Consider the following 19,318-nt stretch of genomic DNA (forward strand, 5'->3'; position numbering starts at 1 on the left):
GGGCCTTCCTGCTGTCCTGGAAGCTCCGGCGAGCACGCTTTGCAAGCGGAAATCAAGTGCCGGAACACAATACTTGATCCAGGCCAAACTACTAGATCTAGTGGCTTGAATCTCGAGTTTGCGTGGATATAGTAGGTACCTCGGTCAGGGCGCTTGTTTCGCCCTGTCTGTGTTTCCAGGCGGGTCAATGCTTCAACAGGCCCTGCACTTCACAAGAACATTTCCCTGCGAGACAAGCCATGCTCCATGTCCTCAAGCGCGATGGAACGCGCGCGCCTTTCGATATCCTGAAAATCGCGGTGGCCTGCCAGAAGGCGGCGACGGCGGCCGGGATGGATAATCCGAGCGCGGTGGCGCTTGGCGTGGCGACGGAGGTGGAGTCGCGCAGCCGTGCGCATCCGGAAGGCCAGCTGGATATCCCGACGATCCAGCAGTATGTGGAAGACGCACTGATGCGCTCCCATCCGGAGGTGGCGCGCCACTACATCGAGTATCGCCATGATCGCGATACGATCCGGGTGCGCGGCTCGGCGCTGCATGCGCAGCTGATGGGCCTGGTCGACAAGACCGATGAAGACGCGGTGACCGAGAATGCGAACAAGGATGCCAATGTCTTCCCGGTGATGCGTGACCTGATGGCGGGCATCGTGTCCAAGCAGTTTGCCGGCAACTTCCTCTCGAAAGAGGTGCTGGCGGCGCATAACAGCGGCGACATCCACTATCACGATCTGGACTACTCGCCCTTCCTGCCCTTCACCAACTGCTGCCTGGTGGACCTGCAGGGCATGCTGGCCAACGGCTTCCATCTGGGCAACGCCGGTATCGAGAGCCCGAAGTCGGTCGGCGTGGCCTGCGCGGTGACGGCCCAGATCATCGCCCAGGTGGCGAGCCACCAGTATGGCGGCACGACGATTCCGAACATCGACCAGACGCTCGCCCCCTACGTGCAGAAGAGCTACGAGAAGAACCTCGAAGTCGCGCTGCAGTATGGCATTGCAGATGTGGAGCGCTATGCGCGCGAGCGCACCGAGAAGGAAACCTACGACGGCATCCAGGCCTGCGAGTACGAGATCAACACCCTGTTCTCGTCCAACGGCCAGCAGCCTTTCGTGACCTTCTCCTTCGGCATGGGCCGCAGCTGGCAGGAGCGTGCCGTGCAGCGCGCGATCCTGCAGGTGCGCATCAAGGGCATGGGCAAGGAGGGGATCACGCCGGTGTTCCCGAAGCTGGTGTTCTTCATCGAGGAAGGCCTCAACCTCAAGCCGGAAGACCCGAACTACGACATCAAGCAGCTGGCCCTCGAATGCGCCTCGAAGCGGATGTATCCCGACATCATTTCGGCGAAGCTCAACCGCGCGCTCACCGGTTCGAGCGAGCCGGTCTCGCCGATGGGCTGCCGCAGCTTCCTCTCGGTGTGGCGGGATGCCACCGGCCGCGAAGTGCTGGCGGGGCGGAACAACCTGGGCGTGGTCAGCATCAACCTGCCGCGCATTGCCGTGGAAGCGCAGCAGAACCAGCAGCGCTTCTTCGAAATTCTCGACGAGCGCCTGGAGCTTGCGCGCCGCGCACTGATGACGCGCATCCAGCGCCTGGAAGGCGTGAAGGCCAACATCGCACCCATCCTCTATACCGAGGGCGCTTTCGGCGTGCGCCTGAAGCCGGATGACGAGATCCTGGAACTCTTCCGCGATGGTCGCTCGTCCATTTCGCTGGGCTATATCGGTCTGCACGAGGTGGCACTGCTGATGTCGGGCGGCGAGCATCCGTATGACAACGAAGCGCTGCAGGACTTCCTGCGCCGCGTGGTGGCGCATCTCGCGGCAGCGACCCGGCGCTGGAAGGAAGCGTCCGGCTGGGCCTTCTCGCTCTACTCCACGCCCAGCGAGTCGCTCTGCCACCGCTTCTGCAAGCTCGACACCGCGCGTTACGGCGAGCTGCCCGGGGTGACCGACAAGGGTTACTACACCAACTCCTTCCACCTGGACGTAGCGCGCAAGGTGACGCCCTTCGAGAAGATCCGCTTCGAGAAGGGCTTTGCCGACGCAGCGTCCGGCGGCCACATCACCTATGTGGAGCTGCCAAACATGCGTCACAACCTCAAGGCGCTGGAGCGGATCTGGGATCACGCGGTGGAGCATGTGCCCTACTTCGGCACCAACACGCCGGTGGATTCCTGCGGCAAGTGCGGCTTCATGGGCGAGGCGCTCGCCACCGCCGAAGGCTTCACCTGCCCCGAGTGCGGCAACCATGACGGTGCCAGCCTGTCGGTGACGCGCCGGGTCTGCGGTTATCTCGGCAGCCCGAATGCGCGGCCCTTCAATGCCGGCAAGCAGAAGGAAGTGATGCGCCGGGTGAAGCACCTGGCCGGGCAGACCGTGGAGCATGCGCCGGCGGTGAGCCGGCCCGAACTTCAGGAAGCATGAATTACGACCGCTACTACACCTGCGACGTCGTCAATGGCGAGGGGCTGCGGCTGACACTGTTCGTGACCGGCTGCGCCCACGCCTGCCCGGGCTGCTACAACAGTTCCACCTGGAACCGGCTGGCGGGCCAGCCCTTCACGCCGGCAGTGCGCGATCACATCCTGGATCTCTGTGCCGACCATGATGGCCTCAGCCTCTCCGGCGGTGACCCCTTGCTGCCGGCCAATCGCGAGGCGGTGGCCGACCTCTGCCGGCGCTTTCGCGAGCGCTATCCGGACAAGGACATCTGGCTGTGGACCGGATACCTGCATGAAGAGGTGGCCGATCTGCCGCTGCTGCGCGATGTGGATGTGCTCATCGACGGCCGCTATCTGCAGGACCAGCCGACCACCAAGCCCTGGCGCGGCTCGGCCAACCAGCGCCTGATCCGGCTCGCCACCGGCGAGTGCAGCTGAGCGGCAGCCGGCTGCGGCGAAGCGGCGCCCGCCGCCTATAATCCCGCTCTTTCAGCGCTGCACCGGGCATCACATGAGATTCGACCTGAAGGTTCCGTTCGCCGAGAAGGATGCGGCCAAGAAGCTGGGCGCGCGCTGGGATGCGGCACGCAAGCTCTGGTATGTGGCCGATGGCAAGGACCCGGCCGCTTTCGCGAAGTGGTCGCCGGTGCCGCATGAGGCCGGTGCGGCCGCGCCTGCCTCGGCTCCGGTGAGTCGGGCGACGTCTTCCCGCAGCGTGGTCGAGACTTCCGGCAAGCCGATCGTGGGCAGCCGCTATGTGGAAGTGTCTGTGAGCTGCGAGTGCCCGCCCTGGGAAGTCTGCGAGCAGTGCCGCGCGGTGAGTTTTCAGGCGCCGGCCTGAGCGCGGCCGGCTCAGGCCGGCCGGTGGTAGTGCATCACCTTCAGCGCGCGGGCGTCTGACACATCGGCGAAGCCCGCCGGGTTGGGCAGACGGCCGACGAACTCCAGCGCCGGCGCTTCGGTCTGCATCAGCGTGGTGAGGAAGTCCGGCCCCAGCTTGGGCGTATTGAGGCAGACCAGTGCATGGCCGCCCGGCGCCACGAGATCAGGCAGGCGACGCATCAGGCGCGGGTAATCCTTCTCGGCCACGAAGCTGCCTTTCTGGTAGCTGGGCGGATCCACAATCACGATGTCATATGGCCCGCCGCGGCCGATCTTGCCCCAGGACTTGAAAATGTCATGCGGCAGAAAGCTCGCGCCACCGACGAGATTGTTGCGCTGGTGATTGCGCTTGCCGATGGCGAGTGCGCCGGGGCTCATGTCCACATTCACCACCTGACTGGCGCCTGCCTGAAGTGCGGCCACCGAGAAGGCGCAGGTGTAGGCGAAGAGATTCAGCACGCGTGCGCCCGGCCTTGAGGCCAGCTCGCCGCGCAGCCAGCGTCGGGCCGCGGCCATGTCCGGAAAGTAGCCGTGATTGAGGCCGCGCAGCAGATGCAGCTCGTAACGCGCACCATCCTCGCAGGCCAGATGCGGTTCCGGCACGCTGCCGGCCATCAGGCGCGTTTCGGCCCGCGCATCGACGCGATGCTGCCAGACCCAGTTGAGCGTCGGCGCCGGATTGTCGCGCGCCATGCGCGCGGCGAGTGCGGCGTGGAGGGCGGCCAGCGCGGTTTCATCCAGCGGCTCGAAACTCGTCAGCAGCCAGACCGGCGCGTACCAGTCCAGCGCCAGGTGCTCGCAGCCCGGATGCCGCCCGCCGCGGCCATGAAAGACGCGGCAGGCGTCGGCGGACAGGTCGGCATGGTGGATGGCATCGAGCAGGGCTTGCATGGGGGCACACCGGCGGATCGGGGCCGCCATTGTGCCAGCGGCTGCCCGCCCTGCGCGAGCCGGCTCAGGCGGCCTGCGGCGCGGCGCAGACCCGGTTGCGACCCTGATCCTTGGCGGTATAGAGCACTTCGTCCGCCTCGCGGATCAGCACATCCGGCGTGATGCCCGGTGCCGGGTTCAGCGTGGCGACGCCAACGCTGATCGACAGATGCGGGCCGCAACTCGATGCGCGATGCTCGATCTGTGCGCCCTGGATCGCGACGCGGCACATCTCGGCGATGCGCACGGCCGCGTCTCGCGGGGTTTCGGGCAGGAGCAGCACGAACTCCTCGCCGCCGTAGCGCGCGAAGAGGTCGGTCGAGCGCAGCGGAATCCGGCTGACCGCCGCGGCGACCTGGCGCAGGCATTCGTCTCCCATGACATGGCCATAGGTGTCGTTGTACTGCTTGAAGTGGTCGATGTCGAAAAGGATCAGCGAGAAAGGGGACTGAGTGCGCTGCGCCCGCAGCCATTCGGTTTCCAGGCAGCGGTCGAAGAGATGGCGGTTGCCGATGCCGGTGAGGCCGTCCTTGCTGGAGAGCTCCTCGAGCTTGCGATTGGCGGCGAGCAGGTCTTCCTCGAGCTGCTTGCGGCGGGAGATGTCGAACATGAATCCGACGAGATCGGTGGTTTCGCCGGCTTCGTTGCGGATCACATGGATCACGTCGCGGATCCACACATAACCGCCATCGGCCTTGAGTGCGCGGTAATCGGTCTCGTGGTCGACGCCCGCCTCGGATTGGCGGATGCAGAAACTGGCGGTGGCCTCGCGGTCCTCGGGATGGATGCGCTCGATCCAGTCCATCGCGCCGAGCCAGCTCTGCTGCGGCCAGCCGAGCAGGGTCTCGATCTGGGGACCGATGTAGTCGAACTGCTTGGTCTTCCAGTTGATCTTCCAGGGAATCGCCAGCGTGGATTCGAGCAGGGTCTTGTAGACGCCCCAGTCGTCGACCGGTTCGATGCCTTCGGCAGACTTGAAGTGTTCGAGGTAGCTCATGAGGTTTCCTTTTTGCCAGTCGGCCCGGATCAGTCCTGCCAGGCCCGGCTGCTTCGGCGCAGCAGATCGATCAGCCGGGGCTGGTCACGCGCGGCGAGATGGCCGGCGTTGAGCACCTTGATCCAGCTCACGCTGCCACCGTCCTGGAAGAATCCCAGGACCCGGTCCTTGCCCGGCTCCTTCCACTGCACGGTGGGCGCGGCATGAAAGCGGGCGGCAGCGTCCCCTTCCAGTTTCTCGAGCCAGGCGCCGGTGCCGAGGAAGTTGCAGTCCTTCGCGTCATTGAGGCCCGAGACCACGATCAGCTGAAGGCCGGCGTCGACCAGCGCCTGCACCGTTCTGATGACAGAGTCATTGACGCCGAAGGCGTAGAGATCGGAGATCGCTTCGGACCACGATGCCGTGACCGCCGGGGTGGCTGGCGCGTGCAGCGCGGCGCGGACCTCGGGCCGGTTGATGTAATCCAGCACAGGCTGGAAAGGCGGGTCACTGGCCTGCGCGGTATTGGCCATGTAGAGGCCGCAGATCTGCTGGATCGCCTGATTGAGCTGCGGATAGTTGTGGGCGTACTTCGCGTCGAGCTGCGCTTTCTGGGCTGCAGTGATCAGACCGTGGCTGAGCGCATAGGTAGTGTCGGTCGCCATCTGCGTCATCGGGTCGACCCAGGCGTCGGCCAGTACCAGGCTGCGCAGGTCCAGCACCGGGTTGCCCGGCTGGCGGTTGCCTACAAGGATCAGTTCGGCGAGCAGCGGCAGATAGGTGCCGGCATAGGATTCGCCGGCCAGCACCAGCGGGCGGGCGGCCACTTCCGGATGCCGCCGCATGAAGGCGATCAGCGAGCCGTAGAGCTGGCGCACGCCGGCCTGCACGTCCTGCGGCAGGTCGGCAGTCTTCTTCGGGAATGACAATGTCACGCCCAGCGGATGCTCGAAGACGAGATAGTTCGCCTGCCGGTTCCAGCCGTGCGGATTGCGTGCGATCTGCGCTTCACCAGCGGCGTTTTCATGAAACACGAAGGGGCCGTTCTCGACCATGAAGCCCCACAGGCTGCTGCAGCCCGGCCCGCCGTTGGACCACAGGATGGTCGGCCGGTCACGGTAGTCCGCCTCGCCGGCGAACCAGTAGAAGATCGCCTCGGCGGCGCTGTCGTCGGGCTCGCCGGAGACCGGTGCATAGCCGGCAAACTGCACGTCGGTGAGTGGCCCGATGCCTGGCAGGGCCTGGATGCGGTCGGGCGTCGGCATGTCGGAGGCAGACTCAGTCATGCCACTCGGGCACGACACCGCGTGCCATCTTCAGGGTGTCAGCGTCATAGACCAGCACCGTGTCAGCCTGGGCCAGAGCGGGGTCCGCCACCGTCAGCGCATAGTTGCCGACCAGCGTGCCGTCACCGTGAATGGTGTTGGCGGGCGTGTAGAGCGCGTGGCCGTAGGGAATGCGGAAGCCGGTGAAGGCAAAGCTGTCTTCGTCCAGCTGTTTGCCGATCACGATCCAGCCACCGCAGGATTCGGAAGTCGGAATGTGAATGTGCGGGAAGTTGTGTGTCTCGACGAAGATGCCGCCGCCGCCGTGCGTCTTCATCAGGAAGTCCTTGCGGTAATCCTTGGTGTAGTCGTACTCCATCAGCACGATTTCGTATTCCGGCGAGCTCACTGCGAGGTCTCCGCCGGACGCCAGCAGCTCCAGCCCGTAGTAGCGCACGTTGTCTGCGGTGGCGGTCACCGTGGGAATGCTGAAACCTTCGGGCACGAGCAGCGCGCCCATCGCGCCGAAGCTGTTCGCGCTGCTGCCGCTGACGACCTTGATGCCCTTTTCCAGCGCCTGCTGCGCCGAATACCAGCGCGCGCTGACGATGGCCATCGGCGGTTCGCAGCGCGACGGTACGAAGGGCTTGCGGGCGGCAATGTCGAAATGCCAGTCCGATACGCCCTTGCGGATGAAGGCAACTTCCTTGCCGGTCGTCATGACCGGTTTCGTCGGGTCGGGTTTGCCGTCGCGGATCGCATAGCGGGTCAGCTCGACACTGCGGACGATGGTTTCCTCAAGGAGGTGCGGATGCAGCTTTCCCTTGCGCTTCTGCGTCATGGATGCGGGTCTCTCTGTCTGGGTCGTGGCCATCCGGGCGGTCTGTTTGCCGGGAAGGGTGTGAATGCTTGACTACCGGGAAAAAATAGTTTCAATCCGGTGTCACCCGCAAGCGCGGAAGATGTAAAAGGCGCATGCTTTCGTCATGGGTTGTGACAGATTTCACGGAAGCGGCCGATGCCCGCTTCGACCGGTGGGGCGGTGGCCGGCCGGTGCCGTTTGCAACGCGTTTTGCGCCCTGAGGGTGCGCCGACTGCTGCGGCGCGGGGAGCGGGCACGTGCCGGCGTTAGAATGCAGGACTTTCATGACGGGATGAGCCGATGACCGCACTCTGGATCCTGGTTTTGCTGATCGCGGTGTCCGGGCTGTTCTCGCTGGCGGAGATGGCCTTCGCTTCCGCGCGCCGGGCCCGCCTGGTGCAGATGGCTGAGGATGGCGACGACGGCGCGGTGGCCGCGCTGGCCATCAAGGAGCAGTCCAGCCGCCTGCTGGCCGCGACCCAGACCGGCATCACTGCCGCTGCCTTGCTGATGGGCGTGTATGGCGAATCCGCGCTGACGACCCAGCTTGAAACCTGGCTGGGCGAGCATGCGCCGGGCCTGGCCGACTGGAACGGCCTGATCGCCTTCACCTGCATGATCGTGGCGGTGACGGCAGCTTCCATCGTATTCGGCGAGATCGTGCCCAAGCGCATCGCGCTGGCCTATCCGGAGCGGCTCGCGTCCTCGCTGGCGCCGCTGATGGGCTTTTTCATCCGCGCCTTGTCGCCGGCGATCTACTTCCTCTCCTTCGTGGCAGACCGCGTGATCGCGCTGCTGCCGGTGCAGGCGGCCCCCGCGGTGACCAGCATGGAAGACATCCTCGCCTTCGTGACCGAGGGCGAGCGCACCGGCTCCATCCAGCGCGAGGAAAGTCATCTGCTGGGCAATGTGGTGCGCCTGGAAGACTGGCGCATGGCGACCATCATGACGCCGGTGAGTGACGTGGTGTATGTCGACCTGCTCGACACCACCGAGAACAATCTCAAGCGCCTGGTCGAAACCCCGCATTCGCAATTGCCGGTCTGCAAGGGGGATGTGCAGCAGGTGATCGGCATCGTGCAGAGCCATGACATCCTCAAGGCCTCGCTGGAAGGCGAAATCGACTTCGGTTCGCTGCCGATGGATGCGCCGCTCTTCGTGCCCTCCGCGCTGACGCTGGGCGACCTCTTGCGCACCTTCCGCCAGCGCAAGGCGGATTTCGCCTTCGTCGTCAGCGAGTTCGGCCTGACTGAAGGCGTCGTGACGCTCGGCGACCTGATGACCTCGCTGGTGGGCGACATGATGCCCTTCTCGGACGACCCGGACGAAGCCCTCGCAGTGGAGCGGCCGGATGGCTCCTGGCTGCTCGACGGCCTGCTGCCGATCGACGAGATGCGTGACAAGCTGGGCCTGCGCGAGTTGCCGCTCGAAGCCATGGGCAGCTACCACACCGTCGGCGGCTTCATGCTCGCGTCATTGGGCCACATTCCGCGCAAGGCGGAACGCTTCAGCTGGGAAGGCTGGGTTTTCGAGGTGGTGGATATCGACCGCAACCGGGTCGACCAAGTGCTGGCGAGCCGCGCCGGCAGCGAGACTCGACCGGCGGCCTAGCGCCTGTTTTGCCCGGGGCATCTCCGGTGAGCGTGGCTTTGTCCGGCTTCTTTGACAGATCTGCGGCGCGCTTCGCTGCGCTCAGTGCGCCCTACGGCGTGGATGGCGGGCCCGGGAGAGAGGCGAGCAGCGCTTCCGCTTCGCGGGGGTGGCGCAGGCGCACAAAGCGGATCGCCGCGTACTGCGGATCCATCATGCAGGATTCATATTTCCGTCGCGTGCTGCCATGGGTGCGGATCGTCCACCAGACGATGGAATCCCGCGAGAAGAGTTGCCGGAAGCTCTCGCGATTGCCAGTGCCGGGCCACAGCTCCTCTCGCGTGAGGCTGCGCCGCAGCGCACGCCGGATGGCGCGGCCCAGCGTGAGCAGGAAACTGTAGTCGAGCCAGATCACGGTACTTGCATCGCGCCACTTGAGTGGGGTGCTGCGCGTGTAGTTGCCGTCGAGCACCCAGGGGCCGTCGGCGAGCGCGGCTTCTATCCGCGGGAAGAACTCTGCATCGCCGGATTCTGTCCAGCCCGCTTTCCAGAACAACTGGTCGAGCTCGATGCAGCGTGCACCCAGTGCGGTGGCGAGGCGGCGCGAGAAGTGCGTTTTCCCGCTGCCGCTGGTGCCAACCACATTGATGTTGAGCCATGTCGGCCCGGGACAGTCTCCGGGCCTGGCCTGGCTCATGCCGCGACCATGCCGCTGTGACGCAGCAGGGCGTCGACTTCCGGATCCCGGCCGCGGAAGGCGCGGAAGGATTCGAGCGCCGGACGCGATCCGCCGACCGACAGGATTTCGGTCAGGAAGCGCTCGCCCACCGTGCTGTCGAACACGCTACCGCCTTCGGGGCGGGCTTCTTCGAACGCAGCGAAGGCGTCGGCCGACAGCACCTCTGCCCACTTGTAGCTGTAATAGCCGGCCGCATAGCCGCCGGCGAAGATGTGGCTGAAGCTGTTGGGGAAGCGGTTCCATGCCGGCGGGATATTGACGGCGACTTCGCGGCGCACTTCATCGAGCAGGGGCTGCACGCCGGCAGCCGCATCGAAGACCCAGTCATCGTGCAGGCGCAGGTCGAAGAGCGCGAACTCGAGCTGGCGCACGGTCTGCATGCCGCTCTGGAAGTTCTTCGCGGCGAGCATCTTGTCGAAGAGCGCGCGCGGCAGCGGCTCGCCCGTTTCCACATGGGCGCTCATGTTGCTGATCACGTCCCACTCCCAGCAGAAGTTCTCCATGAACTGGCTGGGCAGCTCCACCGCATCCCATTCCACGCCATTGATGCCGGAGACCCACAGCTCTTCGATCCGCGTCATCAGGTGGTGCAGGCCGTGACCGGCTTCGTGGAACAGGGTCTGCACGTCGTCGTGCGAAAAGGTGGCCGGTTTGCCATCGACCGGGCCGGGGAAGTTGCAGACGAGGTAGGCCACCGGCGTCTGGATGCCGCTGGCCGTGGCACGCCGGGTGATCGCGCTGTTCATCCAGGCGCCGCCACGCTTGGTGGCGCGGGCATGCAGGTCGAGGTAGAACTGGCCGACCAGCTCAGTTCCGTGCGGGCCTTCGCGCTCGATGCGGAAAAACTGCACGTCGGCATCCCACACCGGCGCCTGGTCTGCGCGAATCTGCACGCCGTAGAGGCGCTCGACCACCGAGAACAGGCCGGCGAGCACGCGCGGCTCCTGGAAGTACTGCTTCACTTCCTGGTCGGAATAGCTGTAGCGCGCTTCGCGCAGCTTCTCGGCGGCATAGCCCACGTCCCAGGCTTCGAGCGTGGCGAGCCCCAGCTCGCGGGCGGCGAACTCGCGCAGCTCGGCCATGTCGCGCTCGGCAAAGGGCTTGGCCTTGCGGCCGAGGTCGCGCAGAAAGTCGATCACCTGGGCGGGCGTTTCGGCCATCTTGGGCACCAGCGAGACTTCGGCGTAGCTGGCGTAGCCCAGCATCTGCGCGAGTTCGCGGCGCAGCTCGACGATGCGGGCGATGTTGGGCGCGTTGTCCCATTCGGGGTGGCCCAGTTCGACTGAGAACTCCGAGGCGCGGGTGGCATTGGCGCGATACATCGTTTCGCGCAGCGTGCGGTCGGCGGCGTACTGCATCACCGGCAGGTAAGAAGGCATGCGCAGCGTGAACAGCCAGCCTGTCTTGCCGGCGGCTTCTGCCTCGGTGCGGGCCGCGGCGATCACGTCGGCGGGCAGGCCGGCCAGCCGCGCTTCATCGGTGACGAGTTCGGTGAAGGCGTTGGTGGCGTCCAGCACGTTCTCGGAGAACTTCGCGGCGAGCGCGGCCAGCTCCTGCTGGATGGCCTGGAAGCGGGGCTTCTGCGCATCGGGCAGCTCGGCGCCGGAGAGGCGGAAATCGCGGATCTCGTTATCCACGATGCGCTGGCGCACCGGGCTCAGCGTGGCGTATTCCGGGCTCTCGCGCAGGGCCTTGTACCTGGCGAAGAGCGCGAGGTTCTGTCCGATCTCGGCGTAGTACTGCGTGATCTCTGGCAGCAGCGCGTTGTAGGCCTCGCGCCACTCCGGCACGTCCTTCACGCTGTGCAGGTGGCTGACTACATCCCAGGCACGCGAGAGGCGCTCGCCCGCGTCGATCATCGGGGCCACGAAGGCTGTCCAGGTGGGCGCGATCTCGTCCGAGGTCTGGCGGGCGATGAGCGCCCGGCCTTCGTCCATCAGCTGGCGGATGGCGGGGCCGACGTCGGCGGGCTGGATGGCGTCGAAACGGGGCAGGGAAGTGAGATCGAGCAGGGGGGAGTTCATGCGCTGTTCCTCTGGCGGAGCTGAAGTTCGGGGGACATTGTGCCGTCAATGACTGAGTGCGGCAAAAATCGGTTTGAAAGGGTTGGACTATGGCAGAGACAGTCGATCGGCGGCGGGCGTTCAGTGCCGCCATCGAGCAGGAACTCAAGAGTGGCGAGCTGGTGTTCCCGACCTGCATGCAGGCCACGCTGAAGATCCGGCGCGCGCTGGATGACGAGAATGCCGGGCTGACTGCGGTGTCCCGCGCCATCAGTCTGGAGCCGCTGCTGTCGGTGAAGCTGCTTCGCATGGCCAATTCGGCTTTCTACAACCCGTCCGGCATCGAGGTCAGCGATGTGCAGCGCGCGCTGATGCGGGTGGGTCTCAAGAGCGCGCGGGTGCTGGCACTGGCCGTGATCGGGGATCAGATCGCCACCGCGCAGGAGCTTGCACCGGTCTGGCGGCTGGCCGACCAGCTGTGGCGGCATTCGCTCGACGTCGCCTCGCTTTCCCATGCGATCGCGGTGCAGCTCGACACCTTCAATCCCGACACCGCGCTGCTCGCCGGCATGGTGCACGCGATCGGCCAGTTCTACCTGCTGGCACGCAGCCGCGATTTTCCCGAGTTGCTCGAGGAGCAGAGCGAGCTCGCGGATTTCATTCTCTACTGGGACCGCCGCGTCGGCCAGGCCGTGCTCGTCGCGCTCGGCACGCCGGAGGAAATCGTCGACGCCATCGATACGCAGGACGAGTGCACCGGCGTATGGCCGCCGCGCCACCTCTCCGACCTGCTGTTTCTGGCCAATACCGCCGCCGGCACGCCGAATCCCTTTTCCACGGTTTCGCTGGAAGAACAGATCACCCGACGGCAGGACGCTTTCCGCAATGTGGAGCCGGATCTCATCAACCGCATGCTCGACGAAGCCCGCGTGCGCCGCGCCGCCGCGATGGCCATGCTCACGGCCTGAACCGTGGCTCAGTCCTTGCGGGCGGGCCCGTAGAGGCGGCTGATCAGCTGGCTGAAGGCAGCCTGTCGCGAGGGCGCCGCTTGCCGGAGCACCCCTTCGCGCTGCAGCAGGGCGATGAGTTTGCGCGGCTCGATATGGCGATCACCCACGACCTCGACATGCCCTGCCTGCAGCTCCAGCCTTTGCGTGCGCGGGTCGGCTTCCACCGTGGGCGAGCGCTGTTCGGCCAGCGAGAAGATCTCGTCACTTTCCACGCAGCGCCCGCCCTCTTCGCGCCGGCAGCTGTCGCGCTCGTCGGTGTCGATCTTGAGATGGCGGGAAACGCCCGGGCTCAGCGCTCCGGGTGCCCGGATGAAGTGGGATGCGGCGGAGATGTCGGTCCATTTTGCACCGGTGCCGATGCGACAGGAGGCGGCCGTCAGACCCAGACTCAGCACATGCAGCCAGGTCCAGCCGCAAGGTGCGGCCGCGGCGATGCCGGCAAAGGGGCCGGAAATCGTGACCAGCTCGACCGCAGGTACCGCCTGATCCGGGATCGACAAAGCCTGGGTGCTGACGGCGCGGCGACTGATCAGCGCCCCCTGGCTGTGGCCGATCAGGGTGAGGGCCGAACCGGGGGTGGCGTCTGCAAGCTGCTGCAGTGCGCGGCGCAAGCCGCCTGCTGCGTCGTCCAGTGCGGCGCGATCGTCATAGCTGAAACAGGCGCTCTGCTGGCCCTGGAACGCGAAGACCCGGGACAGCGAGCGGAATTCGCCGGCAGAGCCGCGGCAGCCGTGGACCATGAGCTTCACGGGTTCGCCGCGACGCAGTTGCAGCCGGCGATCCGGGTTGTCATTGCAGGGGCCGAGGCCTGGAATCTCGAGCACCAGATCCGGGGTCGGCAGCAGCCGGTTTTCGTCGGGGGACGACGCATCGGCCGCTGCGAGGGCCGGCGCGCAGAGCGCCAGCCAGGCGGGCAAGAAGGCGGACAGGGCGAAAAACGTGCGGCGCGTCATCGGCGGTGATCCGGAACACGGCGGAGCTCCGATTCTATCGGTGTTCGGCGCTCCGCCTGAATAGGCGCTTTACCGGTCTTCGCAGGCGTCCGGGGCGTCAGGCATCGAGGCTGCGACCCGTCAGACGCTCGTAGGCTTCCACATACTTGGCGCTGGTGCGGGCGATGACCTCGGCCGGCAGCTTCGGGCCCGGCGCAGTCTTGTTCCAGTCCAGCGTTTCCAGGTAGTCGCGCACGTACTGCTTGTCGTAGGACGGCGGCGAAATGCCTTCGGCATAACTGTCTGCGGGCCAGAAACGGGAAGAGTCCGGCGTGAGCGCTTCGTCGATCAGGTGCAGGGTGCCGGCCGCATCTAGACCGAACTCGAACTTGGTGTCGGCAATGATGATGCCGCGGGTCGCGGCGTAGTCGCGGGCTTCCGAATACAGCTGGATGGCGGCATCGCGGGCCTTGGCGGACAGGTCTTCGCCCATCAGCTCGACGCATTTCGCGAAGTCGATGTTCTCGTCATGGGTGCCCATTTCAGCCTTGGTCGAGGGCGTGAAGAGCGGTTGTTCGAGCTTGGCCGCCTGCTTGAGGCCCACCGGCAGCGTGTGGCCGCAGACCTTGCCGGTCGCGAGGTAATCCTTCCAGCCGCCGCCGATGATGTAGCCACGCACCACCGCTTCGATGGGCAGCGGCTTGAGCCGCTTGACGACCAGCGCGCGGCCACGAACCTGGTCACGCTCGCTGGCGGCCACGACGTCTTCCGGCGCGATGCCGGTGAGCTGGCCGGGCAGGATGTGGGCGAGGCGATCGAACCAGAACAGGGCGGTCTTGGTGAGCACTTCGCCCTTGCGCGGGATCGGATCCGGCAGGATCACGTCGAAGGCCGAGAGCCGGTCGGAGGTCACGATCAGCAGCTTGTCCTCATCGACCGCATAGATATCGCGGACCTTGCCGTGCCCGAGCAGGGGCAGGCTGGTGATGGAGGCTTCGTAGAGGGGCTGGGTCATGAGGGCTGAAACTCCGGGAACGGGATGCAGGCGGGAGACTGCGAACGGGGAAATCGGGCTGGGTACCGGGCAGAAAACGGGGCCGGACATGGCGAGCCGGGATGGCCCGACTGCGCATGCCGACCCGGCAGGGTCATTGCGCGGGCGGAACGTAACCCGAGGCGGCATCAGCACCGCCGCCGAAGAAATGGCGTTCCATCTGCTCGGACAGGTACTTGCGGGCTTTCGGATCCATCAGGTTCAGGCGGTTTTCGTTGATCAGCATGGTCTGATGCTTGATCCACTGCTGCCACGCTTCCTTGGAGACGTTTTCCCACACCTTCTTGCCCAGCTCGCCGGGAATGGGCGGGAAATCGAGGCCTTCGGCCTCGGTGCCGAGCTTGATGCACTTGACCATGCGTGCCATGACGGAATTCCTGTGTAATGCGTTCGGGGAAGCCAATTGTAGTGGAAAGCCGGTAGTGCCGCAGCGGCGCCGGCGCGCCAAAGACAAGGGCCTCCACGCGGGAGGCCCTGTTTCCGGCGCAAGGAGGCTTACTTCACTTGCTGGGCCAGCGCGCCACTCTTGTACTGGGCGGCAATCTTGTCCAGTGCGATCGGCTTGATCCGGCTGGCCTGACCTGCGCAACCGAAGGCTTCCATGCGGGCCTTGACGATGGCCTGGGCGGCAGCGCGCGCGGGCTTGAGGTAGTCACGCGGATCGAACTTCGAGGGATTCTCGAACATGAACTTGCGGACGGCTGCTGTCATGGCCAGGCGGATGTCGGTGTCGATATTCACCTTGCGCACGCCGTGCTTGATGCCTTCGACGATTTCCTCGACCGGCACGCCGTAGGTTTCGCCGATGTCACCGCCGTACTGACGGATGATGGCCAGCAGATCCTGCGGCACGGAAGAGGAACCGTGCATCACCAGGTGGGTGTTGGGCAGGCGGGCGTGGATTTCCTTGATGCGGGAAATGGCCAGGATGTCGCCGGTGGGCTTGCGGGTGAACTTGTAGGCGCCGTGGCTGGTGCCAATGGCGATCGCCAGTGCGTCGCACTGGGTCTGCTTGACGAAGTCTGCGGCCTGCTCAGGATCGGTCAGCATGGAGGCGTGATCCAGCTTGCCTTCGGCGCCGATGCCGTCTTCTTCACCCGCCATGCCGGTCTCCAGCGAACCCAGGCAGCCCAGTTCGGCTTCCACCGAGACGCCGATGGCGTGGGAGAACTTCACGACTTCGCGGCTGACTTCCACGTTGTATTCGTAGGAAGAGGGGGTCTTGCCGTCTTCCAGCAGCGAACCATCCATCATCACCGAACTGAAGCCGGACTTGATCGCGGCCATGCAGACGGCCGGGCTCTGGCCGTGGTCCTGGTGCATCACCACCGGGATGTGCGGATAGGCTTCGACGGCGGCGTCGATCAGGTGACGGAGGAAGGCTTCACCGGCGTATTTGCGGGCGCCGGCCGAGGCCTGCATGATCACCGGGCTGTCCAGTTCATTGGCAGCTTCCATGATGGCCGTGACCTGTTCGAGGTTGTTCACGTTGAACGCGGGCAGCCCGTAGCTGAATTCGGCTGCGTGATCGAGCAGTTGACGCATGGAAACAAGTGCCATGTTGGAGTCCCTTCGGAAAGTTGTCGTTGTCAGTACCAGACCGGCATTCGCGGTCGCTCGGGGGTGAATTCTACCCTTCGGGCTCCTGTCATGTTCAGGAACAATGCCCGCGTGGGGCGATAAAAAAACGGCCTTCTGCTTGCGCAGAGGCCGTTTTCGGGCTTTTTTGCCGGCGGGATGCTGCGCTGCAGCTTACCGCCGGCCGTCTGGGCCTGATCAGCCGCCGATCTTGAGGATCTTGAGGCTGTTGGTGCCGCCGGATTGACCCAGCGGTTCGCCGACGGTGACCACCACGATGTCGCCCGGCTGAACCAGCTTGTTCTTCAGCAGGGTCAGTTCGGCTTCATGCAGCAGGTGGTCGCGCGAATCGGTGATGCGCGGCATCTGCATCGGGAACACGCCGCGATACAGCGCACACTTGGCCACGGTTTCGACTTGCGAGGTCAGTGCGTAGATGGGCAGGCCCGGACGCACGCGGCTCATCCACAGCGCGGTGGAGCCGGACTCGGTCAGTGCGACGATGGCCTTGGCGCCGAGGTGATGGCCGGAGAACAGCGCAGCCATGGCGATCGACTGGTCGATGCGCGACAGGGTGCGGTTCAGGAATTCCGGATCCAGCTTGCCGGGGTAGGACTTTTCGGCTTCTTCGCAGACGCGGGCCATGGTTTCGACCACTTCAACCGGGTACTTGCCGGCAGCGGTTTCGGCCGACAGCATGACGGCATCGGTGCCGTCGAGCACGGCGTTGGCCACGTCGGACACTTCGGCGCGGGTCGGCACCGGGCTGGTGATCATCGATTCCATCATCTGGGTCGCGGTGATCGCCAGCTTGTTCATCTCGCGAGCGAGCTTGATCATCTTCTTCTGCAGCGCCGGCACAGCGGCTTCACCCACTTCGACTGCCAGGTCACCCCGGGCCACCATCAGGCCGTCGGAAGCTTCCAGGATTTCAGCCAGGGTCTTCGGTTCGACCGCTTCGGTGCGCTCGATCTTGGCGATCGTCAGGGCGTTGGAGCCGGCGGCACGCAGCAGGGTGCGAGCCATGTACATGTCAGCGGCATTCTTCGGGAAGGAGACCGCGATGTACTCGATGCCGATGGCGGCAGCGGTCTTCAGGTCTTCCATGTCCTTGGCGGTCAGCGCCGGGGCGGTCAGACCGCCACCCTTCTGGTTGATGCCCTTGTTGTTCGACAGTTCGCCGCCGTGACGCACGCGGGTGTGGATTTCCGGTCCGATGACCTTTTCCACGTCCAGCACGATGGCGCCGTCGTTGAGCAGCAGGATGGTGCCCGGCTTCACGTCGTTGGGCAGTTCCTTATAGTCGAGGCCGACGCGCTCGTCATTGCCCATTTCGCATGAGGCGTCGAGGATGAAGCTCTGACCCTTCTCGAGGAAGGTCTTGCCGTTGGCAAACTTACCGACGCGGATCTTCGGGCCTTGCAGGTCGGCGAGGATGGCGACCGGCTTGCCCACACGCTTGGCAGCGTCACGAACCATGTTCGCGCGAGCGGCGTGATCTTCGGCCTTGCCGTGCGAGAAATTCAGGCGGACGACATCGACGCCGGCGCGGATCATGCGCTCCAGGGTTTCGGCATCATTGGAGGACGGGCCGAGGGTGGCGACGATCTTGGTGTGACGTTGCATGGAAACTCCTTCGTAGGATGTGTTTTGAGCAGGGAGAGAACTGGCTGCTGCCTTGGTGCGGGGTGTCTTCACGGCAGCAGGTGCTGCGGAGCGGGAAGAGGCCGCTTTCCGGGGGGTTTTGGCAGCCGGAGCTACGGATTTGGTCATCGGGCAGTATTCTTTTTTCAGGGGCAGGGGTGAGTTGCCCGGGTTGTTCAGTGATTGACTCTTTGCTGCAAGGCTTCCAGTGCAGGCAGCGTCTTTCCTTCGATGAACTCGAGAAAGGCGCTGCCGGCGTTTGATACATGATCCAGCTGTGCTGCGAGGCCGAACTTGCCGATTGCGGCGATGGTGTCACCACCGCCGGCGAGCGACATGGCCGACGAATCGGCGATGGCCCTGCCCAGTGCGCGCGTGCCTTCCGCAAAGCGGTCGAACTCGAACACACCGAGCGGCCCGTTCCACAGGATGGTACGGGCTGTACGCAATTGTGCAGCGAGTTCCGCAGCCGTTTCCGGACCAATATCAAGAATCATGTCTTCATCGGCAACTTCTGCGACCGGCTTGACGATGGCATCTGCCTGCGGGGCGAATTCACGGGTGGTGACCACGTCGATCGGCAACACCACCGAGGCGCCCCGGCCGCGCATCCCAGCCATGATCTGGCGGGCTTCGGCCAGCAGTTCGGGCTCGACCAGTGATCGTCCGGCCTTGAATCCGGCTGCCATCAGGAAGGTGTTGGCAATGCCGCCACCGACGATCAGGCGGTCCGCCTTCAGGGCCAGGTTCTGCAGGATCGCAAGCTTGGTCGACATCTTCGAACCACCGACAATCGCCACCAGCGGCTGTTCCGGCGATTCGACGGCGCGCCCGAGTGCTTCGAGCTCCGCGGTCAGCTGCGGTCCGGCACAGGCGATGGGGGCCGCGAGCGCGAGGGCATGCGTGGTGCATTCGGCGCGATGTGCCGTCGCGAATGCATCATTCACATAGACATCGCAGAGGCACGCGATACGTGCCGCCAGTTCTGCGCTGTCGGCCTTCTCGCCGCGATTGAGCCTGCAGTTCTCCAGGATGACCAGTTCGCCGGCTTCCACGCTGAGGCCATGGGTCCAGTCCTGAACGAGGCGGACCGGATGCCCGAGCAGCGCGCAGAGGCGGGTGGCGACGGGCGCCAGGGAATCTTCGGGTTGCGGATCGCCTTCGGCGGGACGGCCGAGATGCGAGGTCACCATGACCGCAGCACCTTGCGCCAGTGCTTCGCGGATCGCCGGAAGCGCCGCATGGATGCGGGATTCGTCGCCGATATTGCCCGAGTCATCCAGCGGGACGTTCAGGTCGGCACGGATGAATACCCGCTTGCCAGTCAGATCGAGATCCCTGAATTTCCGGAAGAGCATGGTCACTGACCCTCAGGCAAAGCGTGCGATGCATGAAAAGAGCCGCTGCAGGGCA

General features: G+C 65.1%; 17 protein-coding genes. 5 read left to right on the forward strand and 12 right to left on the reverse strand.

The features are described from left to right. Nucleotides 1-239: 239 nt before the first annotated feature. The 3 genes from nrdD (at nt 240) to ABDB87_RS18825 (ending at nt 3,281) form a co-directional block, all read left to right on the forward strand. The gene (gene nrdD / locus ABDB87_RS18815; protein ID WP_345929967.1) at nt 240-2,423 is read left to right on the forward strand and encodes an anaerobic ribonucleoside-triphosphate reductase; all 2,184 of its coding nucleotides are present in this window, start codon (nt 240-242) and stop codon (nt 2,421-2,423) included. After that, nucleotides 2,420-2,878 (forward strand): anaerobic ribonucleoside-triphosphate reductase activating protein, encoded by a 459-nt coding sequence (gene nrdG / locus ABDB87_RS18820; protein WP_345929969.1) that lies wholly within the window; start codon nt 2,420-2,422, stop codon nt 2,876-2,878. Before nrdD ends, nrdG begins: the two co-directional genes overlap by 4 nt. A gap of 73 nt (nt 2,879-2,951) precedes the next feature. Continuing rightward, nucleotides 2,952-3,281, forward strand: a complete 330-nt coding sequence (locus tag ABDB87_RS18825) for a DUF5710 domain-containing protein (RefSeq protein WP_345929971.1) — start codon at nt 2,952-2,954, stop codon at nt 3,279-3,281. A gap of 11 nt (nt 3,282-3,292) precedes the next feature. Here the strand turns inward: ABDB87_RS18825 and ABDB87_RS18830 are convergent, their stop codons facing one another. From ABDB87_RS18830 to ABDB87_RS18845, 4 genes are all read right to left on the reverse strand, one after another. Continuing rightward, nucleotides 3,293-4,213, reverse strand: coding sequence for a class I SAM-dependent methyltransferase (locus tag ABDB87_RS18830; RefSeq protein ID WP_345929973.1), 921 nt, complete (start codon nt 4,211-4,213; stop codon nt 3,293-3,295). A 64-nt stretch (nt 4,214-4,277) separates the two neighbouring features. Continuing rightward, nucleotides 4,278-5,249: a GGDEF domain-containing protein gene (locus ABDB87_RS18835; RefSeq protein ID WP_345929975.1), complete on the reverse strand. Its 972-nt coding sequence runs from the start codon at nt 5,247-5,249 to the stop codon at nt 4,278-4,280. A 29-nt stretch (nt 5,250-5,278) separates the two neighbouring features. Continuing rightward, a complete protein-coding gene (locus ABDB87_RS18840) occupies nt 5,279-6,514 on the reverse strand; it encodes a S10 family serine carboxypeptidase-like protein (protein ID WP_345929977.1) in 1,236 nt (411 codons plus the stop codon). Beyond that, entirely contained in the window at nt 6,507-7,334 is an 828-nt protein-coding gene (locus tag ABDB87_RS18845) for a hypothetical protein (protein WP_345929979.1), read from the reverse strand. Before ABDB87_RS18845 ends, ABDB87_RS18840 begins: the two co-directional genes overlap by 8 nt. Before the next feature lie 321 nt (nt 7,335-7,655). Here ABDB87_RS18845 and ABDB87_RS18850 point away from each other — a divergent pair, with 321 nt between their 5' ends. Then, nucleotides 7,656-8,966: a hemolysin family protein gene (locus ABDB87_RS18850; protein ID WP_345929981.1), complete on the forward strand. Its 1,311-nt coding sequence runs from the start codon at nt 7,656-7,658 to the stop codon at nt 8,964-8,966. A gap of 91 nt (nt 8,967-9,057) precedes the next feature. On the opposite strand, the gene ABDB87_RS18855 is transcribed toward ABDB87_RS18850, so the two are convergent. After that, nucleotides 9,058-9,642 (reverse strand): P-loop NTPase family protein, encoded by a 585-nt coding sequence (locus ABDB87_RS18855; RefSeq protein ID WP_345929983.1) that lies wholly within the window; start codon nt 9,640-9,642, stop codon nt 9,058-9,060. Next, entirely contained in the window at nt 9,639-11,708 is a 2,070-nt protein-coding gene (locus ABDB87_RS18860) for a M3 family metallopeptidase (RefSeq protein ID WP_345929985.1), read from the reverse strand. The genes ABDB87_RS18855 and ABDB87_RS18860 overlap by 4 nt, the downstream gene beginning before the upstream one ends. Nucleotides 11,709-11,797: 89 nt before the next feature. Here ABDB87_RS18860 and ABDB87_RS18865 point away from each other — a divergent pair, with 89 nt between their 5' ends. After that, nucleotides 11,798-12,655 carry an HDOD domain-containing protein gene (locus ABDB87_RS18865; RefSeq protein ID WP_345929987.1) on the forward strand — a complete coding sequence of 286 codons (858 nt, stop codon included), beginning with the start codon at nt 11,798-11,800 and terminating at the stop codon, nt 12,653-12,655. 8 nt (nt 12,656-12,663) lie between these two features. On the opposite strand, the gene ABDB87_RS18870 is transcribed toward ABDB87_RS18865, so the two are convergent. From ABDB87_RS18870 to ABDB87_RS18895, 6 genes are all read right to left on the reverse strand, one after another. Further along, nucleotides 12,664-13,650, reverse strand: coding sequence for an esterase/lipase family protein (locus tag ABDB87_RS18870; protein ID WP_345929989.1), 987 nt, complete (start codon nt 13,648-13,650; stop codon nt 12,664-12,666). A 97-nt stretch (nt 13,651-13,747) separates the two neighbouring features. After that, the gene (locus tag ABDB87_RS18875; protein ID WP_345929990.1) at nt 13,748-14,644 is read right to left on the reverse strand and encodes a phosphoribosylaminoimidazolesuccinocarboxamide synthase; all 897 of its coding nucleotides are present in this window, start codon (nt 14,642-14,644) and stop codon (nt 13,748-13,750) included. Between the two features lie 133 nt (nt 14,645-14,777). Next, nucleotides 14,778-15,050 carry an oxidative damage protection protein gene (locus ABDB87_RS18880; RefSeq protein WP_345929992.1) on the reverse strand — a complete coding sequence of 91 codons (273 nt, stop codon included), beginning with the start codon at nt 15,048-15,050 and terminating at the stop codon, nt 14,778-14,780. A gap of 128 nt (nt 15,051-15,178) precedes the next feature. Then, complete coding sequence (gene fba, locus ABDB87_RS18885) at nt 15,179-16,243, reverse strand: class II fructose-bisphosphate aldolase (protein WP_345929994.1); 1,065 nt, start codon at nt 16,241-16,243, stop codon at nt 15,179-15,181. 216 nt (nt 16,244-16,459) lie between these two features. Further along, on the reverse strand, nt 16,460-17,887 hold the full coding sequence (gene pyk / locus ABDB87_RS18890; RefSeq protein WP_345929996.1) for a pyruvate kinase: 1,428 nt from the start codon (nt 17,885-17,887) through the stop codon (nt 16,460-16,462). 194 nt (nt 17,888-18,081) lie between these two features. Continuing rightward, the gene (locus ABDB87_RS18895; protein WP_345930036.1) at nt 18,082-19,263 is read right to left on the reverse strand and encodes a phosphoglycerate kinase; all 1,182 of its coding nucleotides are present in this window, start codon (nt 19,261-19,263) and stop codon (nt 18,082-18,084) included. Between the last annotated feature and the right edge of the window lie 55 nt (nt 19,264-19,318).

The organism is Uliginosibacterium paludis, from assembly GCF_039631355.1.
Lineage (GTDB): Bacteria > Pseudomonadota > Gammaproteobacteria > Burkholderiales > Rhodocyclaceae > Uliginosibacterium > Uliginosibacterium paludis.

Excerpts from the sequence above, each read along its gene's own strand:
- ABDB87_RS18835 (WP_345929975.1), bottom strand. The coding sequence starts at position 5,249 with ATGAGCTACCTCGAACACTTCAAGTCTGCCGAAGGCATCGAACCGGTC.
- ABDB87_RS18895 (WP_345930036.1), bottom strand. The coding sequence starts at position 19,263 with ATGCTCTTCCGGAAATTCAGGGATCTCGATCTGACTGGCAAGCGGGTA.
- fba (WP_345929994.1), bottom strand. The coding sequence starts at position 16,243 with ATGGCACTTGTTTCCATGCGTCAACTGCTCGATCACGCAGCCGAATTC.
- ABDB87_RS18880 (WP_345929992.1), bottom strand. The coding sequence starts at position 15,050 with ATGGCACGCATGGTCAAGTGCATCAAGCTCGGCACCGAGGCCGAAGGC.
- ABDB87_RS18845 (WP_345929979.1), bottom strand. The coding sequence starts at position 7,334 with ATGACGCAGAAGCGCAAGGGAAAGCTGCATCCGCACCTCCTTGAGGAA.
- ABDB87_RS18830 (WP_345929973.1), bottom strand. The coding sequence starts at position 4,213 with ATGCAAGCCCTGCTCGATGCCATCCACCATGCCGACCTGTCCGCCGAC.
- ABDB87_RS18875 (WP_345929990.1), bottom strand. The coding sequence starts at position 14,644 with ATGACCCAGCCCCTCTACGAAGCCTCCATCACCAGCCTGCCCCTGCTC.
- ABDB87_RS18865 (WP_345929987.1), top strand. The coding sequence starts at position 11,798 with ATGGCAGAGACAGTCGATCGGCGGCGGGCGTTCAGTGCCGCCATCGAG.
- ABDB87_RS18825 (WP_345929971.1), top strand. The coding sequence starts at position 2,952 with ATGAGATTCGACCTGAAGGTTCCGTTCGCCGAGAAGGATGCGGCCAAG.
- ABDB87_RS18855 (WP_345929983.1), bottom strand. The coding sequence starts at position 9,642 with ATGAGCCAGGCCAGGCCCGGAGACTGTCCCGGGCCGACATGGCTCAAC.
- nrdD (WP_345929967.1), top strand. The coding sequence starts at position 240 with ATGCTCCATGTCCTCAAGCGCGATGGAACGCGCGCGCCTTTCGATATC.
- ABDB87_RS18850 (WP_345929981.1), top strand. The coding sequence starts at position 7,656 with ATGACCGCACTCTGGATCCTGGTTTTGCTGATCGCGGTGTCCGGGCTG.
- ABDB87_RS18840 (WP_345929977.1), bottom strand. The coding sequence starts at position 6,514 with ATGACTGAGTCTGCCTCCGACATGCCGACGCCCGACCGCATCCAGGCC.
- pyk (WP_345929996.1), bottom strand. The coding sequence starts at position 17,887 with ATGCAACGTCACACCAAGATCGTCGCCACCCTCGGCCCGTCCTCCAAT.
- ABDB87_RS18870 (WP_345929989.1), bottom strand. The coding sequence starts at position 13,650 with ATGACGCGCCGCACGTTTTTCGCCCTGTCCGCCTTCTTGCCCGCCTGG.
- nrdG (WP_345929969.1), top strand. The coding sequence starts at position 2,420 with ATGAATTACGACCGCTACTACACCTGCGACGTCGTCAATGGCGAGGGG.
- ABDB87_RS18860 (WP_345929985.1), bottom strand. The coding sequence starts at position 11,708 with ATGAACTCCCCCCTGCTCGATCTCACTTCCCTGCCCCGTTTCGACGCC.